This window comes from Colwellia sp. SU-HH01217 (genome assembly GCF_057543495.1).
Window position 1 is genome coordinate 243,112 of record NZ_BAAJLX010000002.1, and the last position, 19,362, is coordinate 262,473.

Below are 19,362 nucleotides of genomic sequence, written 5' to 3' on the forward strand. Positions count from 1 at the left end.
ATAATAAAAAAAGCGCTTACCGCGCTTTTTTAATGTCTATTGATTAACTAGTATTTGCCTAGCGACCGAACATACCTCCACCCGGTGGCATACCTCCGCCTGGTGGCATCATACCCTGCATGCTACGCATCATTTTCTTCATTCCGCCTTTACCTGACATTTTTTTCATCATTTTTTGCATTTGAGAAAATTGCTTCAATAACTTATTCACATCTTGAATTTGCGTGCCTGAGCCAGCAGCGATACGACGTTTACGCGAACCTTTAATCACATCAGGACGCTGACGTTCGCCTGGTGTCATTGAATTAATTATAGCTTCCATTTGAATGGTAATTTTATCATCCATTTGGTCTTTAATCTTATCAGACATGTTGCCCATACCAGGCAATTTATTCATCATGCCCATCATACCGCCCATACTTTTCATTTGAACGAGTTGATCACGAAAATCTTCTAAATCAAAGCCTTTTCCGCCTTTTACTTTAGCGGCAAGTTTAGCTGCTTGCTTCTTATCAACCTTTTGCTCTACTTCTTCGATAAGTGATAAAACATCCCCCATACCTAAAATGCGTGAGGCTATACGCTCTGGGTGAAAAGCTTCTAAAGCATCCGTTTTTTCGCCAACCCCCATAAACTTAATCGGCTTACCAGTAATATGACGAATAGATAAAGCCGCACCACCACGGGCATCACCATCGGTTTTCGTTAAGATAACGCCAGTTAATGGTAAAGCTTCATCAAAGGCTTTAGCAGTATTTGCCGCATCTTGGCCTGTCATTGCATCAACGGTAAACAACGTTTCAATAGGGTTAATTGCCGCATGAAGATCTTTGATTTCATCCATCATGCTTTCATCTACATGCAAACGACCAGCAGTATCAACAATTAATACATCAAAAAATTGCTTTTTAGCATAATCAATTGCTGCATTAGCAATATCAATAGGCTTTTGATCTATATTACTTTCAAAAAATTCAACTTTAACTTCAGTAGCTAATGTTTGCAGCTGTTTAATCGCAGCCGGTCGATAAATATCAACACTAACCACTAATACCTTTTTCTTTTCACGCTCAGTTAAATACTTACCAAGTTTTGCAACAGAGGTTGTTTTACCTGCCCCTTGTAAGCCCGCCATTAATACAATTGCAGGAGGCGTCGCCTTTAAATCTAAGCCTTCGTTATGCTCCCCCATCGCACTTTCAAGCTCTGACTGAACAATTTTTACAAACACTTGACCTGGCGTTAAACTTTTTGAAACATCACTACCAAGTGCCCGCTCTTTAACTTTACCAATAAAGTCACGAATAACAGGTAAAGCGACATCAGCCTCAAGCAATGCCATACGCACTTCACGCAAGGTATCTTTTATATTGTCTTCGGTTAAACGGCCTCGGCCACTGATATTCTTGAGCGATTTAGTTAAACGATCGGATAAGTTCTCAAACATGAAATACTCTAAAAGCAAAAATATGGAAAATTTGTTCTATTATAACGTCCATAGCAATAAGCGAAAGCATAAAATATCAACAAAGCGATATATTAAAATTTTAATCCATCGTTTCTTATCAAAATTATGCCACTAGTGCGAAGAAATCTTTAATATAAACACTGAATTTGTTAGGCTTACCCTATAGATTGCCTCTTTTATAATCGAGTAGTTTAATGAGTAAGTTTTGGGAATTAATCAATAATTTTGTCGAATTAAGTGCGGAAGCAAGTCCGTGGTTATTACTTGGCTTATTAATCGCGGGGTTAATGAAAGCTTGGGTGCCAACAAAAATATTAAGCAAACATTTAGGTGGCGGCTATAAAAGCATACTCAAAGCGTCTTTTATCGGAGCACCTTTACCCTTGTGTTCATGCGGTGTAATTCCCGTAGCAACCGAGTTAAGAAGAAGTGGCGCATCAAAATCAGCAACCTCTGCTTTTTTAGTAGCAACACCAGAAACAGGGGTTGATTCAGTTTCTGTTTCCTACGCAATGCTAGGCCCTATTATGGCCGTTTACCGCCCTGTTACCGCCTTAATGTCAGCAATTATTACCGGGCTACTAGTGGCGACAATTAAAGAAGATGAGACAGAAAAATCCCCAACTGTAACGCCATCAACTAGCTGTTGTAGTTCATCAACGCCTAAAGAAGAAATGAAAGCTGTTGAAAAAACTACCTGTTGCGCTAGCACAAAATCAGCCCCACTCACGGAATCTCCTTTACGTAAAACATTACATGGAGTGAAGTACGCTGCAACCCAATTAATTGATGATATTATTGTTTGGTTAGCAATAGGATTAATTTTTGCAACTTTAATAAAAACGTTTTTACCTACTGAGTTTTTATTAAGTTATGGCAGTGGTTTAGGCGCCATGTTAGTTATGATTGTAATTTCAATTCCTATGTATATTTGTGCCACGGCATCAACTCCTATCGCGGCTGGGTTTATTTTAGCCGGGCTATCCCCTGGTACCGCACTAGTTTTTATGATGGCAGGCCCTGCAACAAATATCTCCACGTTAGGAGTTATAAAAAATGAAATGGGCTCAAAGGTATTGATGCATTATTTAATCGGAATTTCCGTTTGTGCTATTGCTTTTGGCAGCTTACTTGATTTTGGTCTTAATTTTTATGACATTAATATTTCAGAGCAAATGCAGCATAGTCATGCAATATTGCCATATTGGTTTAATCTGTCATGCGCAATACTTATTGCATTATTAGCAATAAAACCGTTAAGAAAAATTTTTATCAAGTAAACTGGCTTAAACAATAGCGCTAAATGATAAATAGTTAATTTTAATCATGGAGTTGCTTTAGCAGTCTGTTAGAATCAAGTCGTTGCATTTTAGTGTTGGAGCACTTAGTGGATTTATTAGTTTTAGGATCAAGTATTGCGTTTATTGGTTATGTACTTGCAGCAATTACCTTAGTATCAAAATTATTTCACCCTAAGGGGCCAAATATACTATTAGTACTGACCTTAGGCTGTATTGCAATTGTTGCCCATACTTTAACTAACGGACAATATTTATTTCAACAAGCAGAAGTTAACTTTAGCTTACCTAATGTTATCTCTTTAGTTAGTTTGATCATAACCTTGTGTGTAACAGCAGCTGCGCTTAAATATAAAGTCAATTTATTATTACCTGTTGTTTATGGTTTCGCAGGTTTGTGGCAATTATTAATGATTTTTATTCCGCCTGTTGCACAAATTCCACTGAGCGCAGAAAAGCTGTTTTTAATCACACATATCACCTTAGCGTTAATTGCTTATTGTGTACTGGTTATTGCCACCTTATATGCCTTTCAAGTTGTCTATATAAATTATAAATTAAAAAGAAAAAACCTAACGGCGGTCAGTCATTTACCGCCTTTGATGCAGGTAGAGAATCAGCTATTCTTAATTTTAAATATTGGAACCTTGTGCTTACTAATCAGTGAATTTAGTGGTTTTATTTTTCTTGATGATTTCTTGTCAAAAGAAAGAGCTCACAAAACTGTGTTATCGTTGATTTCACTATTTATTTATATCATTATTTTATGGGGCCACTTTAAACAAGGGTGGCGAGGCCATAGAGTATTATTATTAACTGTTATTGCAACATCACTGCTTACTTTGTCATATTTTGGCAGTCGATTTGTAAAAGAGTTTCTCTTATAAACATTTATAAGGTATAAAGTCTCTTGGCTAATACTTAATGATTATTTTTTAAGCACTAGTCTTTTTTTCATAACTTAGGATCCCCTATTGGATAACATATCAACCGAAATGCTGTTTGGCTTACTTGCCTTACTTATTTTCATCTCAGCCTACTTTTCAGGCTCAGAAACCGGCCTAATGTCACTAAACCGTTATAGGTTACGGCACTTAGAAAACAAAAATCATAAAGGCGCTAGAAGAGTTGCAAAGCTACTGGCACGTCCAGATCGGCTTATTGGCCTTATTCTCATTGGTAACAACTTAGTTAATATTGCCGCTTCAGCGATAGCTACCATTATTGGTTTACGCTTATTTGGCGATATGGGTGTGCTTATTGCCACTATCGCTTTGACCTTGGTCATTCTAATTTTTGCAGAAGTTACGCCAAAAACGTTAGCCGCTTTACACCCTGAAAAAGTTGCTTTTCCAAGCTCTATCATTTTAAAAGTGTTGCTTAAAATACTTTTTCCTTTTGTAGTCGCAATTAATTGGATCACAAATGGCATACTAATGCTAATTGGTATCAATGCTGAACAACGAGAACAACACGGCTTAAGCAGTGAAGAATTACGGACTGTGGTTAATGAAGCAGGTGCATTACTTCCTGAGCGTGATCAAGACATGCTAGTAAGTATTTTAGATCTCGAAAATGTATCTGTGGAAGATATTATGATCCCACGCAGCGAACTAGTAGGTATAGATGTAAATAATGAATGGAAAAAAATACAGAAGCAATTAACACAATCAACCCATACTCGTATTTTACTGTATCGAGATAACATTGATGATGTTGTAGGTTATATACACGTTAAAGATGCTTTAAAGCTGGTCTCTAAAAAGCAATTTACCAAGGCGACCTTGTTAAGAGCGGTACGCGAATTGTACTTTATTCCAGAAGGCACACCACTTAATGTTCAGTTACTTAAATTTCAAGACGCAAAAGAACGTATTGGCTTAGTAGTTGATGAATATGGTGATATACAGGGTTTAGTTACTTTAGAAGATATCCTAGAAGAAATTGTTGGCGACTTCACTACCACCATGGCACCTAAACCTTGTGAAGAAGTCCACTTGCAACCTGATGGCAGTTATTTAGTCGATGGAAGCGCAACAATTAGAGATATTAATAAAGAAATGTCTTGGGAATTGCCTTCTGATGGACCTAAAACACTTAACGGATTAATTGTCGAATATTTAGAAGATATACCAGAAAATAATTTAAGTGTTCGCATTGCCGGTTACCCAATAGAAATTATTGATGTTGGTGACAATATGATAAAAACTGTCAGAGTAATGCCCGAGTTTTGTTTAGAATCATCACCAAGTGAAGAGTAAAATAAACAGGCAGGCCTACAAACATGCTAGTGCCTGCTTACTTATATTTTAGAATAAATAGTTAACCACAAAGTTATACACAGGCATCACACAATTCGATCTTTCCACAATTTCTGTGGATAACAAATGCAAGACCAATAAAATACTAGCTTCGACTTTTGCAATGAATATTTAACAAAAGATTAAACTTTTTTTTTATCATTTATACGAAGGTTTACCTAGATCATTAGTTTATTTTTTTCTATTAAAAACTAACTTTTTGGCAAGATTTATGCGTAGATATGTTTTCCTAAAATCAATAGAAAACTGTACAACTAAATTGTTATCTCGGACAAGAGCATATTAAAACAACACAAAATTTACACAATAAAAACAACAATTTAAATATTTTATGTTGATTAATTTATATTAGTTAATACGACTAACCAAAAAACAATCGCCATAACCAACCATGATCTAACTCTTCTTCACAACTCTTTAATTGACTGCTATATCGTCTAGCGCGGTTATCTACTTTACGAGAAACTTTAACTAACCAAGGTTTCTTTTTATAACTTTTTCTTTTAAAACCACCCCAACCTTCGTGATAGTTTAAATACTGATTATACGCATCCCATTTAGAGACTTTATTAATTTTTTGAGTTTTATAAATAAACCACGCCATAAAATCGATTGCATCATCAAAATCATCGCGATCTGCGCCTGAGTTACCCGTATCTTTAATATAGTCTTCCCAAGTCATCGTTTTAGCTTGTGAATAACCATAAGCAGAGCTAACACGTCCCCACGGAATAAAACCCAATAAATAATCTCTTGGAGGAGTTGCATTATGACGAAAAGAACTTTCTTGATACATCATACTCATGGGCACGTGTATTGGTACTCCCCAGCGCTCTCTGGCATCTTTTGCAGCAAAGTACCAATCTCTATGTTCACGAAAAATTTCACAAATATTTTCGGGATTTTTAGGCGGTGGGGTCGCACAGCCAACTAACGATACAAAAAGGATCGAAGCAACAAGCGATTGTGTTTTTAATGACATAGAAAAGTTCAGCAACTTAATACAATAGCCGATAGTGTGCCAGAATTGAGATTGAAAATGCAGTATTTATTCAGTTATTTAAATAAGTGAGGGATAAAATTAAATTAATCTTAAATACGTATTAAATTAATTGAACTAATGGGAAACTTTACACTCTTAATTATTGAGAGGCTTTTATTTCCCTTAGTGTTTCATGTTTTATGCGCGATACTTACTATAAGTTTTCGCGCTTTTTTTTACCTATTATTTAGCCATTTCCACTTAAGAAAAATATTCAGTTAAAAAACCGTCAAAGTCTATTTCGTCACTTTTTTCTATCGTTGCTTGGTCTTGATGAGACTTTGCCACACTGGATGTGAAGTATTGCTCATCAAATACTTGATAGTCTGAAGCAATTAATGACGCTCGATAACCTGCTGCATAATTTAGTGCTAATTGCGTTAAGTTTTCATCTTGATTAACCACTAAATCTAACAACTTGGCTGAAGGTGTTAAAGTACTGTCATTAATTTTAGCCCTTTCATTAACCAAATGTTGACTATATTTTTTTGTGTTTTTAGCAAGATCAAGTAATTGAGCAACATCTTCAAATTGCTCAAACAGCTCATTACCCCACTGTACTACCGACTTTTCAGTGCCGTTATCATTAAGTAACAACTTAGGATCACGACCACGGACAACTACCTCATCCATATTGGTTCCTGCGTCATTCTGGCTATCACAATCAAACAGAGGGCTTGGCGCAAGCGCACAAAAGGTAATAAAAGTATCTAAAAAATAAACCTGCTCAATGCTAATACCTGTATCGACAAACGGATTAACATCAAGGGCGCGCACTTCAATATATTCAACACCTCGCTGCTTTAATGCTTGTGATGGTTTTTCGCCTGACTTAGCCACTCGTTTTGGCCTGATAGGTGCGTATAGTTCATTTTCAATTTGCAGCACATTCGCATTTAACTGTTGATATTTCCCTTCGACTTTAACGCCTATTTTAGCAAATTCATCAGAGCTTAAGCTCATCGCATGCTCAACACCGTCAAGGTAACCAGGTAAATCGTTATAGCATATAGGCAGTTCTGATTGCTCAGTGCTGGTATAACCTAAATCACTCATTCTTAATGACGTTGCATGCTCTAAATACACATAGCCACTATCTGACTTTTTAAAGGCCAAAGGACTATTATCTTCATTAATTGACGCGGCTTTTAAGAAAGAGCCACATAAAATTGGCGAACTGCCGTATAGATAAGGGATCAGCCAACAGTAACGCTTATAATTACGAATGAGCGCAAAATATCCATCAGATTTAAATTGCTCAAAATCATCTTGATTATTACTTGTCTGCTGGATTAATCGCCAAAAATCATCAGAAAAAGAGAAATTAAAATGAATACCTGAGATTACCTGCATCATGGAGCCGTAACGATTTTTAAGCCCTTGGCGATAAACTGTTTTCATTTTGCCAATATTTGACTCACCAAAATAAGCCAACTGTACTTTATCTTCGTCATCAACAAAGCAAGGCATACTAAATGGCCATAATAATTCCCCGTCAATGTTGGACATGGTAAATTTCTGAATATCTTGCAACTGAGCAATTGCTTGTTCAGGTTCAGTAGATACAGGTGTGATAAACTCTAATAAGGCTTCAGAGTAGTCCGTAGTAATATTAGGGTGTGTAAGTGCTGAGCCAATAGTATAACGGTGCGGCTCTTGGGATAAACCACCTTGAGGTAAAACCCGTAACGCTTCACGCTCTATACCACGACCAAATTCAGTAATTTTGGCAAGGTTAGGCGCTTCTTTTAAGGCATGGATACGATCATTCAATGATAAAGTCAAAATAACTCCTGGGACATACGTCCCTCAAATAGTTATTCCTTATTTGAGGGTTAATAATAATAATTCAATGTTTACACTTAAATGAAATAAAATAGTCTTTTCAAACAAGTGTGAATATTGACAGATAAATGCCATTACTCAACTAACGAGTAATCAATTACCTCAAGTGCTAAGGCGTTGAGTTGCTCTTTGACTACCTGACCGTCGCCAACGACGATCCATTGCATCGGTTTTGATAATTCTTGCTTAGCTATACTATTTAACATTTCAATGGAAATAGTCTTAATTATCTTGGTTTGCTTTTTGCCATAATCAATTGGGAGTTCAAATTGCAGCAGTTGTCGTAAAAAAGCACTTTTCTGGCCAGGTGCTTCATAACTCAGCGCTTCATTTTGCGAGATAGCTTGCCTCATAAATTCCACTTCGTGACTATATAACCCATCAACTCTAGCACGTTTTAATTCTGCCATAATCTCCAGCATTGCGTCTTTAGTATGCGCTTTTTTAACACTCGCCTTTGCACTAAAAGAGCCTAACGTTTTCCCACTCGAGTAGCCGCTCGATGCACCATAAGTGTAACCTTTATTTTCACGTAGGTTTAAATTAATTCGACTATTAAATGCACCTCCTATCGGATAATTCATTAAGGTAGCTTTAAAATACTCACCTAAAGTGTCAAATGGCATTGCCCTTCTTGAGTAACTAATCACAGACTGACTCGCATCAGGCAGATCGATAAACAATATTTTGCTCTCATCAAGCTTAGGAAACTCAAGATAATCAGCTATGGCATATTCTTTTTTACGCCAATGGCTAAACATTGCAATTTTTTTTAATAAATCGTTTTTTTTGATATCACCAACAACCACCATGCTTGCCATGCTCGGAGAAAAATAGCTTTGATAAAACTGTTTAACATCATCGAGTGTAATAGCCGTAACTGTGTTAACTGTACCATGGTCGGGAAAACCCACACGGTTATTTGTACCAAACAAGGTTTGTTTCAAGGCTCGTGCAGATAAGCTACTAGCGTCGTTATCAGCTTGCTCTAAACCTTGGAGTAATTGATTTTTAACTCGGTCAAAGTCTGCTTGATTAAAGGCAGGATTAAACATCATATCGTACATTAAGAGTAAACTCGCATCAAAATGCTTGGTTAAGCTAGAGAGTTGTATATAAGTATTTCGCCCTGATGCGCCAATTGAAATACTACTACCAAGTTTTGCCAACTCATTTGAAAGCGCTTCTTTTATGTAATTGGTGGTGCCTTCTTCCATTAAAGAAGCAGTTAATGAAGCCAGCCCTGCTTTTTCGATGGGATCTAATAAAGGACCACCCTCTAGTGAGAGTAACAAACTAATGGTTGGAGTTTCTGTATTTTTTGCCCCAATAATCTTTAGCCCATTGTCGAAACGCTTTTGCCACAACTTAGGCAGTTTAATTTGAGGGTTCTTACCAGCGGCAGGTATATGGCTACGATCAAAGCTCGACTGGTTAACTTTATTAACAACAGCAACAGGTTGATCCGAGCTGTTCAGTGGTGGTTCAGTCACGTCAGGTAAAACAAAGTTATCTGGTTGAGGTAGGATAGCAAGTTGATTCACTTTATTCACTTTATTCATTTTGTCAGGTACAACGGACAATATTGCCGCGCCTTTATTTTTTATATAACTTTGATAAACCCGCATGACATCCTTTTTTGTAACTTTATTATATCGTGCAATGTCTTTAGCAATATAATTAGCATCACCTGTCATGGTTTGAAAAGCAGCTAACGACGACACTTTACCCGCAACGCTTTGCAAGCTATAAATATTGCCTGTTTCAATGCTAACTTTCGTTTTAAGTAAATCATCATCCAGCACTCCGCGCTGCTCAAATTCTGCCAATGTTTGCCTTATTACTTGTTCGACTTTTACTAGTGACAAACTTTGCTGCGGGTTAGGTAGTGCAAAAAAGTTCATCCCACAAGCGAGTTCTCTACATGGATGTCCAGCCCCGGCTTGTACTGCAATCCCTGATTTAACTAAGTTTTTATATAACAATGAAGTAGGTCCATTGCCTAATACATTGGCAAGCACATCAAGAGCGGCTTCATCCTCATGCATCGCATAAACAGTAGGAAAGCTCATATAAATTAAAGGCAGAGAGACATTATCTGTAATTGATAAATAACGATTTTCTTTAAGGGTAATTAATGGTTTCTCTAAACTTTCAACTTTAGGCCCTGAAGCAATATCTGAAAAATACTTGTTTACCCAGTTAAGCGCTTGTTGTTCATCAAAGTCGCCACCTATAGTTAATACTGCATTATTTGGGCCGTACCAACGAGAAAAGAAATGCTTCAAATCAGTAACGTTTTCTCTATCAAGATCTGTCATATAACCAATTGTTGGCCAAGAATATGGATGTTTTCGGTCAAAAACCATTTGATTAATGGTTTCGTTCAACCGTCCATAAGGGCGATTGTCCACATTTTGTTGCCGTTCGTTTTTAACCGTTGCCTTTTGTATTTCAAATTTTTCTGCAGTGATCGCCTCTAATAAAAACCCCATTCGATCTGATTCTAACCATAAAACTTTCTCAAGCTGATTATTAGGCACGGTTTGATAATAATTAGTCCTGTCTGAATTGGTTGTTCCATTTAAATGACCTCCACTTTGAGTCACAATTTTAAAGTGCTGTTCATCGGCGACATTTTTTGAACCTTGAAACATCATGTGTTCAAAGAAATGTGCAAATCCCGACTTTCCGAGCTCTTCTCTCGATGAACCGACATGGTAAGTAACATCTACATGGGTAAGTGGATCTGAAAAGTCTTGATGCAATATCACAGTTAATCCATTAGCTAAGCGATATTTTTTAAATGGAATGCTCACCTCGCCTTCAACAGCGGTAATCTCTTCTAGCAAAACAACACCTTGAGGCAAAACTATTTCTGATGTTGTACTACAAGAAGATAGCCCGAGAATAAGAAAAAAAAAGCCAACAAAATAAGATAAAGACAATACGCTTTTTGCCATAATAACTCGCAACCCAAATAGATATAATTCAATGACTTTAGAGCATGACATAAGTCGTATAATAATTGTAATAAATTAGGGCGTGTGATCTTTCATGCTTATCTCTGCTAGCGCTATTTTTTCCTCCAACAAGGCATAAAGAATGGCTGATAGTTGTTCTATTTGAATGATTTATAACGAAGCTGGAGGGAATAATAGCCTAGCCCTCCAGAGGTGAGCTTGAAAAATCAACACGTCCTAAACTCTTAATCAACAAAGCTTGTTTATAAACAAGCAATTTTCAGTTAGAGTATTCATGGTTGTAAAAAGCCCTTCAAAAAACAAAAATAACCGCCTAACAAGAAGCTCATATGCAAGACAGTCCAATTACCTTATTACCTCCACTCGTTGCTATAATTATCGCAATATGGCGTAAAAATGCTTTACTAGCGCTACTAGCTGGACTTTTCCTTTGCCATATTATGATCTCTTCTTGGCAACCACTCCAAGGTATCGTTGGCGGTGTTAATGAACTGTTTCATGTATTTAGCTCAATAGGTAATGTTTATATTATTTGTTTTGGCTTATTAATTGGTGCCCTTGTCACACTGATGAATGCGTCAGGCGCTGTTAACGGCTTCATCAATCATTTAAGTGATTTAAACTTTGTCAAGAATAAACGCCAAGCCAGCTTACTGCCAACCATTATTGGTACCAGTATTTTTACCGACACTAATTTAAGTATGTTTACTGGTGGTATGGCAAGCCAGCAATTGTTCGATAAACATAAATTAAGCCGCGCACGCCTCGCCTATTTGCTTGATTCAACCTGTGCTCCTGTTAGTATTTTGTTTTTAATTAATGGTTGGGGAGCTTATGTTTTAGGCTTATTGGACGAGTTTAGTTTTGACGATCCTGTCGGGATCCTAATTGGCACCATTGGTTATAATTTTTATGCCATTATTGCCGTTGCTTTAGCTTATTATACGGCGTATTCAGGTAAGGTTTATGGACCAATGAAACACGCAGAGTCCCATATTAATACCGCCAAAACACCTGTTGTTCAACAAGTAGCATTAGCCCGTGTGATGTGGCTACCGTTAATAAGTCTGCTGATTATTACGTTGGGCTTACTCTTTATTACTGGTGACGGTGATATAAGACGAGGATCAGGCTCTTTCTCTGTTTTTTGGGCGATAGCGAGTTCACTTACGCTACTTATTTCAATGATATTGCTTTATCGTTTATTAACCCCAAAGCAAATTACTGCATCAGCCATTTCAGGGATTAAAACCATGATCGCCCCTGTTAGCATATTGATAATTTCTTTTGCTTTTGGGAGTGCTATAAAAGCATTAGGTACAGGAATTTATGTGAGTCAGTTAATGAATCTAGAAGTACCATTAGTGTTAATGGCACCGATTTTATTCATTGCTGCAGCAATTATGGCGTTTGCTACAGGAACCTCTTGGGGAACATGGGCAATTCTTATTCCTATTGCTGTTCCTATCGCTTTAGAAAGCGGCTTGCCAATACATTTTCTCGTTGCTTCAGTGTTAGGCGGCGGTATATTTGGCGATCACGCATCGCCCATTTCAGATACCACCATTGTCGCCTCTATTGCCAGTGGTTGTGATCATTTTGAACATGTTAAAACACAACTACCTTACGCACTATTTGGCGGTATAATCACGCTTGTCTTATATGTACTGGTTGGGTTGAGCTTTTAAAAATGGGCGCTAAAACTGAACAATTAAACTTTTCTATTATCGATGTTCAGCATGATTTTATTGTAATCAATAAAGGCGCAGGGATTAACTTTCATGATGAAAGTGAACTTGGTCAGGGACTGTTTAATCTGGTTTGCCAATCATTTGATAATAAAGGAAATGCAAAACTTTTCCCTGTACACCGTTTAGATAAAATGACTTCTGGATTAATAATATTCGCTCGAAATTTAGAGACAGCACAGCAGTTTCAACAATTATTTAGTCAGCACAGTATTGAAAAATACTACCTGGCTATTAGTGATAAAAAGCCTAAAAAGAAACAAGGATTGATAAAGGGCGATATGGAAAAAAGCCGTAGAGGCACTTGGAAGTTAGTCAGAAGTATGAATAATCCGGCTATTAGCCAGTTTTTTTCTTACCCTTTAGTTAACGGTAAACGCCTTTATTTAATTAAACCGCATTCGGGTAAAACTCATCAAATACGTGTCGCATTATCGAGTATTGGCGCACCTATTATCGGTGACGAACGGTATTACAGTAATGCAGAAAAAACACCACAAGACAGAGGCTATTTACACGCTTTCGCGTTAAGGTTTAAGCTAAATGACCAACAATACCAGTACACTTTACCTCCAAGTACAGGACATCATTACTTGGAGGAAGTAACCACTGAACAGCTTAACAAACTGCAAACTCCTTGGTTATTGAATTGGCCAACGCTATAGTTTGTTTAACGTTTATTTAAGTTCTCGTCGTAAAATTTTACCGACTGTCGATTTAGGTAATTCAGCTATAAACTCTATCTGTTTCGGCACTTTATAAGCAGCAAGCCCCTGGCGACAGTAATCTATAATACTTTGCTCAGTCAGTGCTTGCTGGTTATCTTCTTTAACCACAAACACTTTTACTGCTTCACCTGTTTTATCATCAGTAACGCCAATACAAGCAGACTCTAACACACCTGGAATTGCTGCTATTTCCGCTTCCACTTCATTGGGGTAAACATTAAAACCAGAAACATTTATCATGTCCTTTTTTCTGTCGACAATATGAAAAAAACCTTGATGACTAAGGAATGCTATATCTCCTGTTTTAAAGTAACCATCACTGGTCATTGTTGCTTTCGTAGCTTGCTCATTTTGCCAATAACCTAACATTATTTGAGGACCTTTAGCACATAACTCCCCGACCTCACCTTGAGCGACAATATGACCATTATCATCTCGAATAGAGATATCTGTTGAAGGTACAGGCGAGCCTATACCTGAAATATACTCGCCTTTATCATTACTTCTATTACCAAGATTTAACGTTAAAACAGGAGATGTTTCCGATAAACCATAACCTTCTTGTAAGCGATTTCCGGTAACACTTTGCCATTTATTAGCCACAGCATTTTGTACAGCAGCACCACCACCTATAGTAAGTTTTAAGGCGGAAAAGTCAGCATTATCAAAGCCAGGCGTATGTAATAAGCCATTAAACAAGGTATTCACCCCAGTAAAGAAAGTCACCTTATTGTTTTGCCAAACGTTTACAAAACTTGCCATATCTCGTGGATTAGTAACGAGTATATTTTTAGCACCAAAAAAGAAGTAACACAGTGCATTCGCCGTTAATGCAAAGATATGATACATAGGAATCGCAGTAATTATTATTTCCTTACCAAAATCTATTTTGTCCTTGGTAAACTCTTGGTATTGAAGTGTGTTCGCCATAATGTTTCCATGACTTAACATTGCTCCTTTAGACAACCCTGTTGTTCCACCTGTATATTGTAAAAAAAGTAAGTCAGCAGAGGTGATATCAACGGGTGTAAATTGCTCTTTCTTCCCAATAGATAATGCGGTTAAAAATTCAGTTGTTGAAGATAATCTTTCATCTACAGGTGTCCCAGGAAGGCCTTTATCAACTAAATCGTCAAGATTAATAGTGATAATATTTTTTATTGATGTGTTTGAAACTATCTCAGCCAGCACTTGACTCGAAGGTGTAAAAATTACAATGGTGTCGACTTGTGCATCTGTTAACTGGTGTTGTAATTCTCGCGCTGTATATTGTGGATTAACATTTACTTGTACAGCACCTACTTTAATAATGCCCCACATAGCTACTGGAAAGCTTAAGGTATTGGGGCACATTAACGCCACTCTTTCTCCTTTTTTAATAGCTAAATGGTTTTGTAAATATGCGGCGAAATCTGTCGATAATTGATCCACCTGATTAAAAGTAAGTTCTGCGCCAAAATTACTAAAGGCAACGTTATCTTGATACTGATCCACACTTTGATTAAATGCATTTAATAAAGAATGTTCAGCGTTAAAATCAATATGATGAGCAACACCATCGGGATAGTTTTTAAACCATGCTTGAGCCATAAGTTGTCCTTAGAAAGTACAGGTATTGATAAACAATAAAGGATTTAATTCTCACATAATAGTGGTATTAAATCCTTATATTGTAAAGCTTTGTTATGTAGTGTTAAAAATTATAGTCGAGTTGAATGCCATAAGTTGCAGGGCGATCTACAAAGCCATAAAAAGTATTAGTACCAAACGTACTTCTTGAGAAAGGTGTAGTTCCTACATAAGCTAATACTTCTTCATGGGTAATATTTTTTCAAACGAGCGCAATATTAACATTCTCACTTTGAAGTACGATACAAAGATCAATTTTAGTATAAGCATCTATTTCATATAATGACTTCAAGTTAACATCAACATGTTGCTTTGACGAATGATAAAAATTTAACGTGCTTCTAAAGTATTCAAAGAAGAAGACTGTCAAGCCAAGGGACAAGTTTTAGAGAAATTATAAAAGAATTACGCACATCAGCGGCTAAAAAATTAATAAAAGAAACACAATTAACAATAGAGGATATTGCCTATTCGGTAGATTTTAATGATGTGTCTAATTTCCGAGCTGCTTTTAAAAAATGGACCGGAGATACGCCATCAGAAATCCGCAAGCGTTTTACGCACTAAACGAATTTTATTTATATAAATAAAACGGGTTAATCATTACTGATTAACCCGTAAATTATGTTCGTAATAAATTAAATTTGTTATTGAAGCATTTAGTAGCCAACTACAAAGAATGAATAAAAACGGCGCCAATAGCTAAAGGACAAACAAACTTTGTATACCAAGGCCAAATTTTCCAAAAGACGCTATTTTGAACATCATCATTGCCTTGCTTTATTTCACTTAATACATCGTTTCTATGCCAAATCCAGCCAACAAAAACACAACAAAGCATTGCAATTAACGGCTGACCATAAACAGTGGATAAACTGATCACTAAGCCAAATAACATATCAAAATTGTAAATGATTAGAGCGCTTAGCAGAAAAATGCCACCTCCGATAAAAGTGGTTGCCACTTTACGTTCAACCTTATGGCGCTCAACAACAAAAGACACCGGGCCTTCAAGCATAGAGATTGACGAAGTTAATGCGGCAATCGACATTAAAACAAAAAAGCCAAAAGCTACAAATAGTCCCACAGCGCCCATACTATTAAATAAAGTTGGTAGTACATCAAAAACTAAATTAGGGCCTGAAATCAAGCTACCGTTATCGGCAAATATCGCCACACCTTGTGCCTGAGCTACGTACATAGCAGGGATAATCAGTAACCCAGCTAAAAATGCAATTGAAACATCAATTAAGGTCACTTGTGCACCTAAGGTCACTAAATTTTCTTTTTTAGAGATATAAGAGCCATAAATAATCATTACGCTAGTACCTAACGATAATGAAAAGAAAGCTTGGCCTAACGCGCTAATTAATAGATTAGGCTCGAAAACTCTCGAAATATCAGGATTAAGATACGCTTCAAAGCCTTCTTTAGCGCCATCTAATGTAAATACATAAATTATCAGCAGAATAAGTAAGCCAATGAGTAACGGCATTAATCTTTTCGACCACTTTTCTATACCTTGTTCAACACCACTACGAATGATCGATATTGTTAGTACCATAAACAAAGCACAAAAGACTAAATCTCTGGTTATTGTCTGCGTAGTTAGCCAACTGGCAACATAATCGAAGCCTAACAAGTCGGCGATAGGCTCAATAGCGTGAGACATCATCCAACCAGCCAAAATTCCATAAAAACTTAAAATAAGAGCTGCACAAATAATTCCACCAAAACCGACAAGAAAAGCGAAACGTTTTTGCCAAAGGTTACGAGACATTTTTTGCAATGAAGTAACAGCGTTCGCTTGCCCATAACGACCAATGAGCAGTTCCGCCATAAACGCAGGGTAGGCTAAACAAAAAGCTAGCACTAAATAAACTAACACAAATGCCGCGCCACCATTGCTTGCTGTTTGCGTAGGAAATCCCCAAATATTTCCCAGTCCTACTGCAGAGCCTGCCGCAGCCATAATAAAGCCTAAACGCGAACTAAAGCCGCCTCTTGAAACACTCATTTGATCACATCTTTTTATTATTAGGTTGAATTTCAGCGTTCTAATCTACTTAACTTATCAATTAAAAAATAGAGTTAAAACGAATTATTATCATTATTAGAGTACATAATAAGCAGGCAATAGTGTAAAGATTTAGTTACTGAATAAAAGCAACACCTCTTTTACACCTTTTTATCGGCTTTTACCCTTTTTAGCGTTCAATACTAAAAAGGGTAATATATTAGGGTCGGTTCTAATTAGTCTTTGAAGTTAGTAAATTGAAAAGATTGTGATAAATCGGCTTGTCGCACAAGCTGCATTACCGCTTGTAAATCATCACGTTTTTTACCTGTCACTCGCACTTGTTCACCTTGTATGGCAACTTGCACTTTCATTTTTTCTTCTTTGATGAGCTTGACGACTTTCTTAGCCACATCTTGCTCAATACCTTCTTTAAAGGTAACTTTCGCGGTATATTTTTTGCCACTGTGAACAAAATCACCGACAGTCATTGCTTTGGCGTCTACTTTACGTTTTGCCAAGTTACTACGTAAAATATCTAACATTTGGTTCACCTGAAAATCTAACTCTGCACTTACCGAAACAACAGGCGACTTCCACTCAAAACTAGCTTCAACACCACGAAAATCATAACGGGTCGCAAGCTCTTTGATGGCGTTTTCAGTTGCATTACGCACTTCTTCTAATTCTATTTCTGAAACAATATCTAACGATGGCATAGTAATCTCTACTGTATTGACGTATTAATAACGGGGAAAAATATATCGATATAGTAACAAAGCTATTAACGAAGTCGCAATAGAAACATCTAGCAAACACATGGTATGATGGCACCACTTAATTTATATAACTTATTAGTACCTACCTGTGAAAAGTCGTCATCATTATTTGTTTTTGTTAACTGTATTGTTATGTGTAATTGTTTTAACTTTTTCTAGTGATATCAGGGGATTAATTTTTAAACAAACTGGTATTGATACTATTGGCCACCTCATTGGATTCTTTTGTCTATCTTTATTGCTCAACAGCATTTTTAAATTCCCTTTAATGACAACAGTGGTTTGTTTAACTTTTTACGCTGCACTGAGTGAAATAGGACAGTACTATTTAGGCTTTAGAAATGGTGAGTTTAGAGACTTTGTCGCCGATGTTGTTGGTATACTTTTCTTTGCTTTAATGAAATGGATTTACACTGTTTACTGGCGAAAAAGCGCATTATGAATATTGTTATTATCGGCCAAGGAGCAATAGGGTTATTGCTTTATCATTTAATCAACCGTCATCAGGGTACTATAAACAAAACACACTATTCAGTATCGCTTCGACCTTCTTATCAAACTAAACAAAAACAAGCGAACTATCAGTTCACCAATATCGAGGGCGATATATCTGACCAAGAGCTAACTTATGCAGATGATGAGGCAATAACAAATGCGGATATTCTTATCTTTGCAGTAAAGTCTTATCAAGTTAAACAAGCAGTAGAAAATCTCAGGTCATTATTTTGTACTAAAGCAACCATAGCACTATGTCATAATGGCATGGGCACTTTAGAAGACATTGCTCCACTCTTACTGCCAACTCAAGTAGTAATCACAATGCTAACAACCCATGGTTGTTTAAAAAACTCTTTGTTAAACATTGTTCATACGGGCTTAGGTCAAGTTGACTTAGGTTTGGCTGAGCATGTGCCCTCTAACATTAATAAAACTAAGCCGCCTGTTTCAGATCATATCACCACTACTCTCACTTCTTTACTTGCCCCTGCAGCTTTTCATCAAAACATTACAGAAAAACAATGGCAAAAATTAGCAATTAATTGTGTTATCAACCCGTTAACTGCTTTGAATGATGTGAATAATGGCGACATTACACAGAAAAAATATCATTCGAAAATACGTGATATTTTACAAGAAGTTGTTTTAGTGGCAAAAACTCAAAAAGTAGTTCTTGAAATTGACGCTCTTATTAACATTGTAATCAACGTAGCCAAAGCAACAGCGAATAACAGTTCATCAATGCGCTGTGATGTTAATAAACACAAAAAAACTGAAATCGCGTACATTAATGGCTTTGTTCATCACTTAGGCCAAGAGTTCAACATCGCGACTCCTGCTAACAGCTTGCTTTATAAACAAATCAATAAACTTCAATACAGTTAGCCTTTTAGTAAACTTTACTTCCCACCTTTCTTATTTTTCAGAACAAGCGTTCTGATGGTGTTTTAGGTCATAAAAAAACCGATCATAGCGATCGGTTTTTGTGGTAACTATTAACGGTAG

General features: G+C 36.7%; 15 protein-coding genes. 8 read left to right on the forward strand and 7 right to left on the reverse strand.

Going from position 1 to position 19,362, the window contains the following annotated elements; translation table 11 throughout:
* Positions 1–58 precede the first annotated feature (58 nt).
* On the reverse strand, positions 59–1,447 hold the full coding sequence (ffh, locus tag AC27G3_RS04270) for a signal recognition particle protein (RefSeq protein ID WP_487119114.1): 1,389 nt from the start codon (positions 1,445–1,447) through the stop codon (positions 59–61).
* A gap of 215 nt (positions 1,448–1,662) precedes the next feature.
* Here ffh and AC27G3_RS04275 point away from each other — a divergent pair, with 215 nt between their 5' ends.
* The 3 genes from AC27G3_RS04275 to AC27G3_RS04285 all read left to right on the forward strand — a co-directional run bounded on the left by AC27G3_RS04275 (position 1,663) and on the right by AC27G3_RS04285 (position 5,027).
* The gene (locus AC27G3_RS04275; protein WP_487119116.1) at positions 1,663–2,748 is read left to right on the forward strand and encodes an SO_0444 family Cu/Zn efflux transporter; all 1,086 of its coding nucleotides are present in this window, start codon (positions 1,663–1,665) and stop codon (positions 2,746–2,748) included.
* Between the two features lie 107 nt (positions 2,749–2,855).
* Positions 2,856–3,653 (forward strand): cytochrome C assembly family protein, encoded by a 798-nt coding sequence (locus AC27G3_RS04280; RefSeq protein WP_487119118.1) that lies wholly within the window; start codon positions 2,856–2,858, stop codon positions 3,651–3,653.
* 87 nt (positions 3,654–3,740) lie between these two features.
* Entirely contained in the window at positions 3,741–5,027 is a 1,287-nt protein-coding gene (locus AC27G3_RS04285; RefSeq protein ID WP_487119120.1) for an HlyC/CorC family transporter, read from the forward strand.
* Between the two features lie 421 nt (positions 5,028–5,448).
* Here AC27G3_RS04285 and AC27G3_RS04290 read toward each other — a convergent pair whose 3' ends face one another.
* The 3 genes from AC27G3_RS04290 to AC27G3_RS04300 all read right to left on the reverse strand — a co-directional run bounded on the left by AC27G3_RS04290 (position 5,449) and on the right by AC27G3_RS04300 (position 10,937).
* Positions 5,449–6,069, reverse strand: coding sequence for a transglycosylase SLT domain-containing protein (locus AC27G3_RS04290; protein WP_487119122.1), 621 nt, complete (start codon positions 6,067–6,069; stop codon positions 5,449–5,451).
* Between the two features lie 261 nt (positions 6,070–6,330).
* Positions 6,331–7,914, reverse strand: a complete 1,584-nt coding sequence (gene gshA / locus AC27G3_RS04295; RefSeq protein ID WP_487119124.1) for a glutamate--cysteine ligase — start codon at positions 7,912–7,914, stop codon at positions 6,331–6,333.
* 134 nt (positions 7,915–8,048) lie between these two features.
* Positions 8,049–10,937 (reverse strand): M16 family metallopeptidase, encoded by a 2,889-nt coding sequence (locus AC27G3_RS04300; RefSeq protein WP_487119126.1) that lies wholly within the window; start codon positions 10,935–10,937, stop codon positions 8,049–8,051.
* Between the two features lie 350 nt (positions 10,938–11,287).
* Between AC27G3_RS04300 and AC27G3_RS04305 the strand changes: the two genes are divergently transcribed.
* Both AC27G3_RS04305 and AC27G3_RS04310 read left to right on the forward strand, forming a co-directional pair.
* On the forward strand, positions 11,288–12,646 hold the full coding sequence (locus AC27G3_RS04305; RefSeq protein ID WP_487119127.1) for a Na+/H+ antiporter NhaC family protein: 1,359 nt from the start codon (positions 11,288–11,290) through the stop codon (positions 12,644–12,646).
* A gap of 2 nt (positions 12,647–12,648) precedes the next feature.
* On the forward strand, positions 12,649–13,371 hold the full coding sequence (locus AC27G3_RS04310; RefSeq protein WP_487119129.1) for a TIGR01621 family pseudouridine synthase: 723 nt from the start codon (positions 12,649–12,651) through the stop codon (positions 13,369–13,371).
* A gap of 12 nt (positions 13,372–13,383) precedes the next feature.
* Here AC27G3_RS04310 and AC27G3_RS04315 read toward each other — a convergent pair whose 3' ends face one another.
* On the reverse strand, positions 13,384–15,024 hold the full coding sequence (locus AC27G3_RS04315) for an AMP-binding protein (protein WP_487119131.1): 1,641 nt from the start codon (positions 15,022–15,024) through the stop codon (positions 13,384–13,386).
* A 402-nt stretch (positions 15,025–15,426) separates the two neighbouring features.
* Between AC27G3_RS04315 and AC27G3_RS04320 the strand changes: the two genes are divergently transcribed.
* Entirely contained in the window at positions 15,427–15,630 is a 204-nt protein-coding gene (locus AC27G3_RS04320) for a helix-turn-helix domain-containing protein (protein WP_487119380.1), read from the forward strand.
* Between the two features lie 103 nt (positions 15,631–15,733).
* On the opposite strand, the gene AC27G3_RS04325 is transcribed toward AC27G3_RS04320, so the two are convergent.
* Together AC27G3_RS04325 and AC27G3_RS04330 are read right to left on the reverse strand one after the other, a co-directional pair.
* Positions 15,734–17,080 (reverse strand): sodium-dependent transporter, encoded by a 1,347-nt coding sequence (locus AC27G3_RS04325; RefSeq protein ID WP_487119132.1) that lies wholly within the window; start codon positions 17,078–17,080, stop codon positions 15,734–15,736.
* A gap of 236 nt (positions 17,081–17,316) precedes the next feature.
* Entirely contained in the window at positions 17,317–17,799 is a 483-nt protein-coding gene (locus AC27G3_RS04330) for a YajQ family cyclic di-GMP-binding protein (protein WP_487119134.1), read from the reverse strand.
* A 148-nt stretch (positions 17,800–17,947) separates the two neighbouring features.
* On the opposite strand from AC27G3_RS04330, the gene AC27G3_RS04335 reads away from it, so the two are divergent.
* Positions 17,948–18,301 carry a VanZ family protein gene (locus AC27G3_RS04335; protein WP_487119136.1) on the forward strand — a complete coding sequence of 118 codons (354 nt, stop codon included), beginning with the start codon at positions 17,948–17,950 and terminating at the stop codon, positions 18,299–18,301.
* Positions 18,298–19,242 (forward strand): ketopantoate reductase family protein, encoded by a 945-nt coding sequence (locus tag AC27G3_RS04340; protein ID WP_487119138.1) that lies wholly within the window; start codon positions 18,298–18,300, stop codon positions 19,240–19,242. The genes AC27G3_RS04335 and AC27G3_RS04340 overlap by 4 nt, the downstream gene beginning before the upstream one ends.
* Positions 19,243–19,362 lie beyond the last annotated feature (120 nt).

Excerpts from the sequence above, each read along its gene's own strand:
- ffh (WP_487119114.1), bottom strand. The coding sequence starts at position 1,447 with ATGTTTGAGAACTTATCCGATCGTTTAACTAAATCGCTCAAGAATATC.
- AC27G3_RS04275 (WP_487119116.1), top strand. The coding sequence starts at position 1,663 with ATGAGTAAGTTTTGGGAATTAATCAATAATTTTGTCGAATTAAGTGCG.
- AC27G3_RS04290 (WP_487119122.1), bottom strand. The coding sequence starts at position 6,069 with ATGTCATTAAAAACACAATCGCTTGTTGCTTCGATCCTTTTTGTATCG.
- AC27G3_RS04300 (WP_487119126.1), bottom strand. The coding sequence starts at position 10,937 with ATGGCAAAAAGCGTATTGTCTTTATCTTATTTTGTTGGCTTTTTTTTT.
- AC27G3_RS04305 (WP_487119127.1), top strand. The coding sequence starts at position 11,288 with ATGCAAGACAGTCCAATTACCTTATTACCTCCACTCGTTGCTATAATT.
- AC27G3_RS04310 (WP_487119129.1), top strand. The coding sequence starts at position 12,649 with ATGGGCGCTAAAACTGAACAATTAAACTTTTCTATTATCGATGTTCAG.
- AC27G3_RS04315 (WP_487119131.1), bottom strand. The coding sequence starts at position 15,024 with ATGGCTCAAGCATGGTTTAAAAACTATCCCGATGGTGTTGCTCATCAT.
- AC27G3_RS04325 (WP_487119132.1), bottom strand. The coding sequence starts at position 17,080 with ATGAGTGTTTCAAGAGGCGGCTTTAGTTCGCGTTTAGGCTTTATTATG.
- AC27G3_RS04330 (WP_487119134.1), bottom strand. The coding sequence starts at position 17,799 with ATGCCATCGTTAGATATTGTTTCAGAAATAGAATTAGAAGAAGTGCGT.
- AC27G3_RS04340 (WP_487119138.1), top strand. The coding sequence starts at position 18,298 with ATGAATATTGTTATTATCGGCCAAGGAGCAATAGGGTTATTGCTTTAT.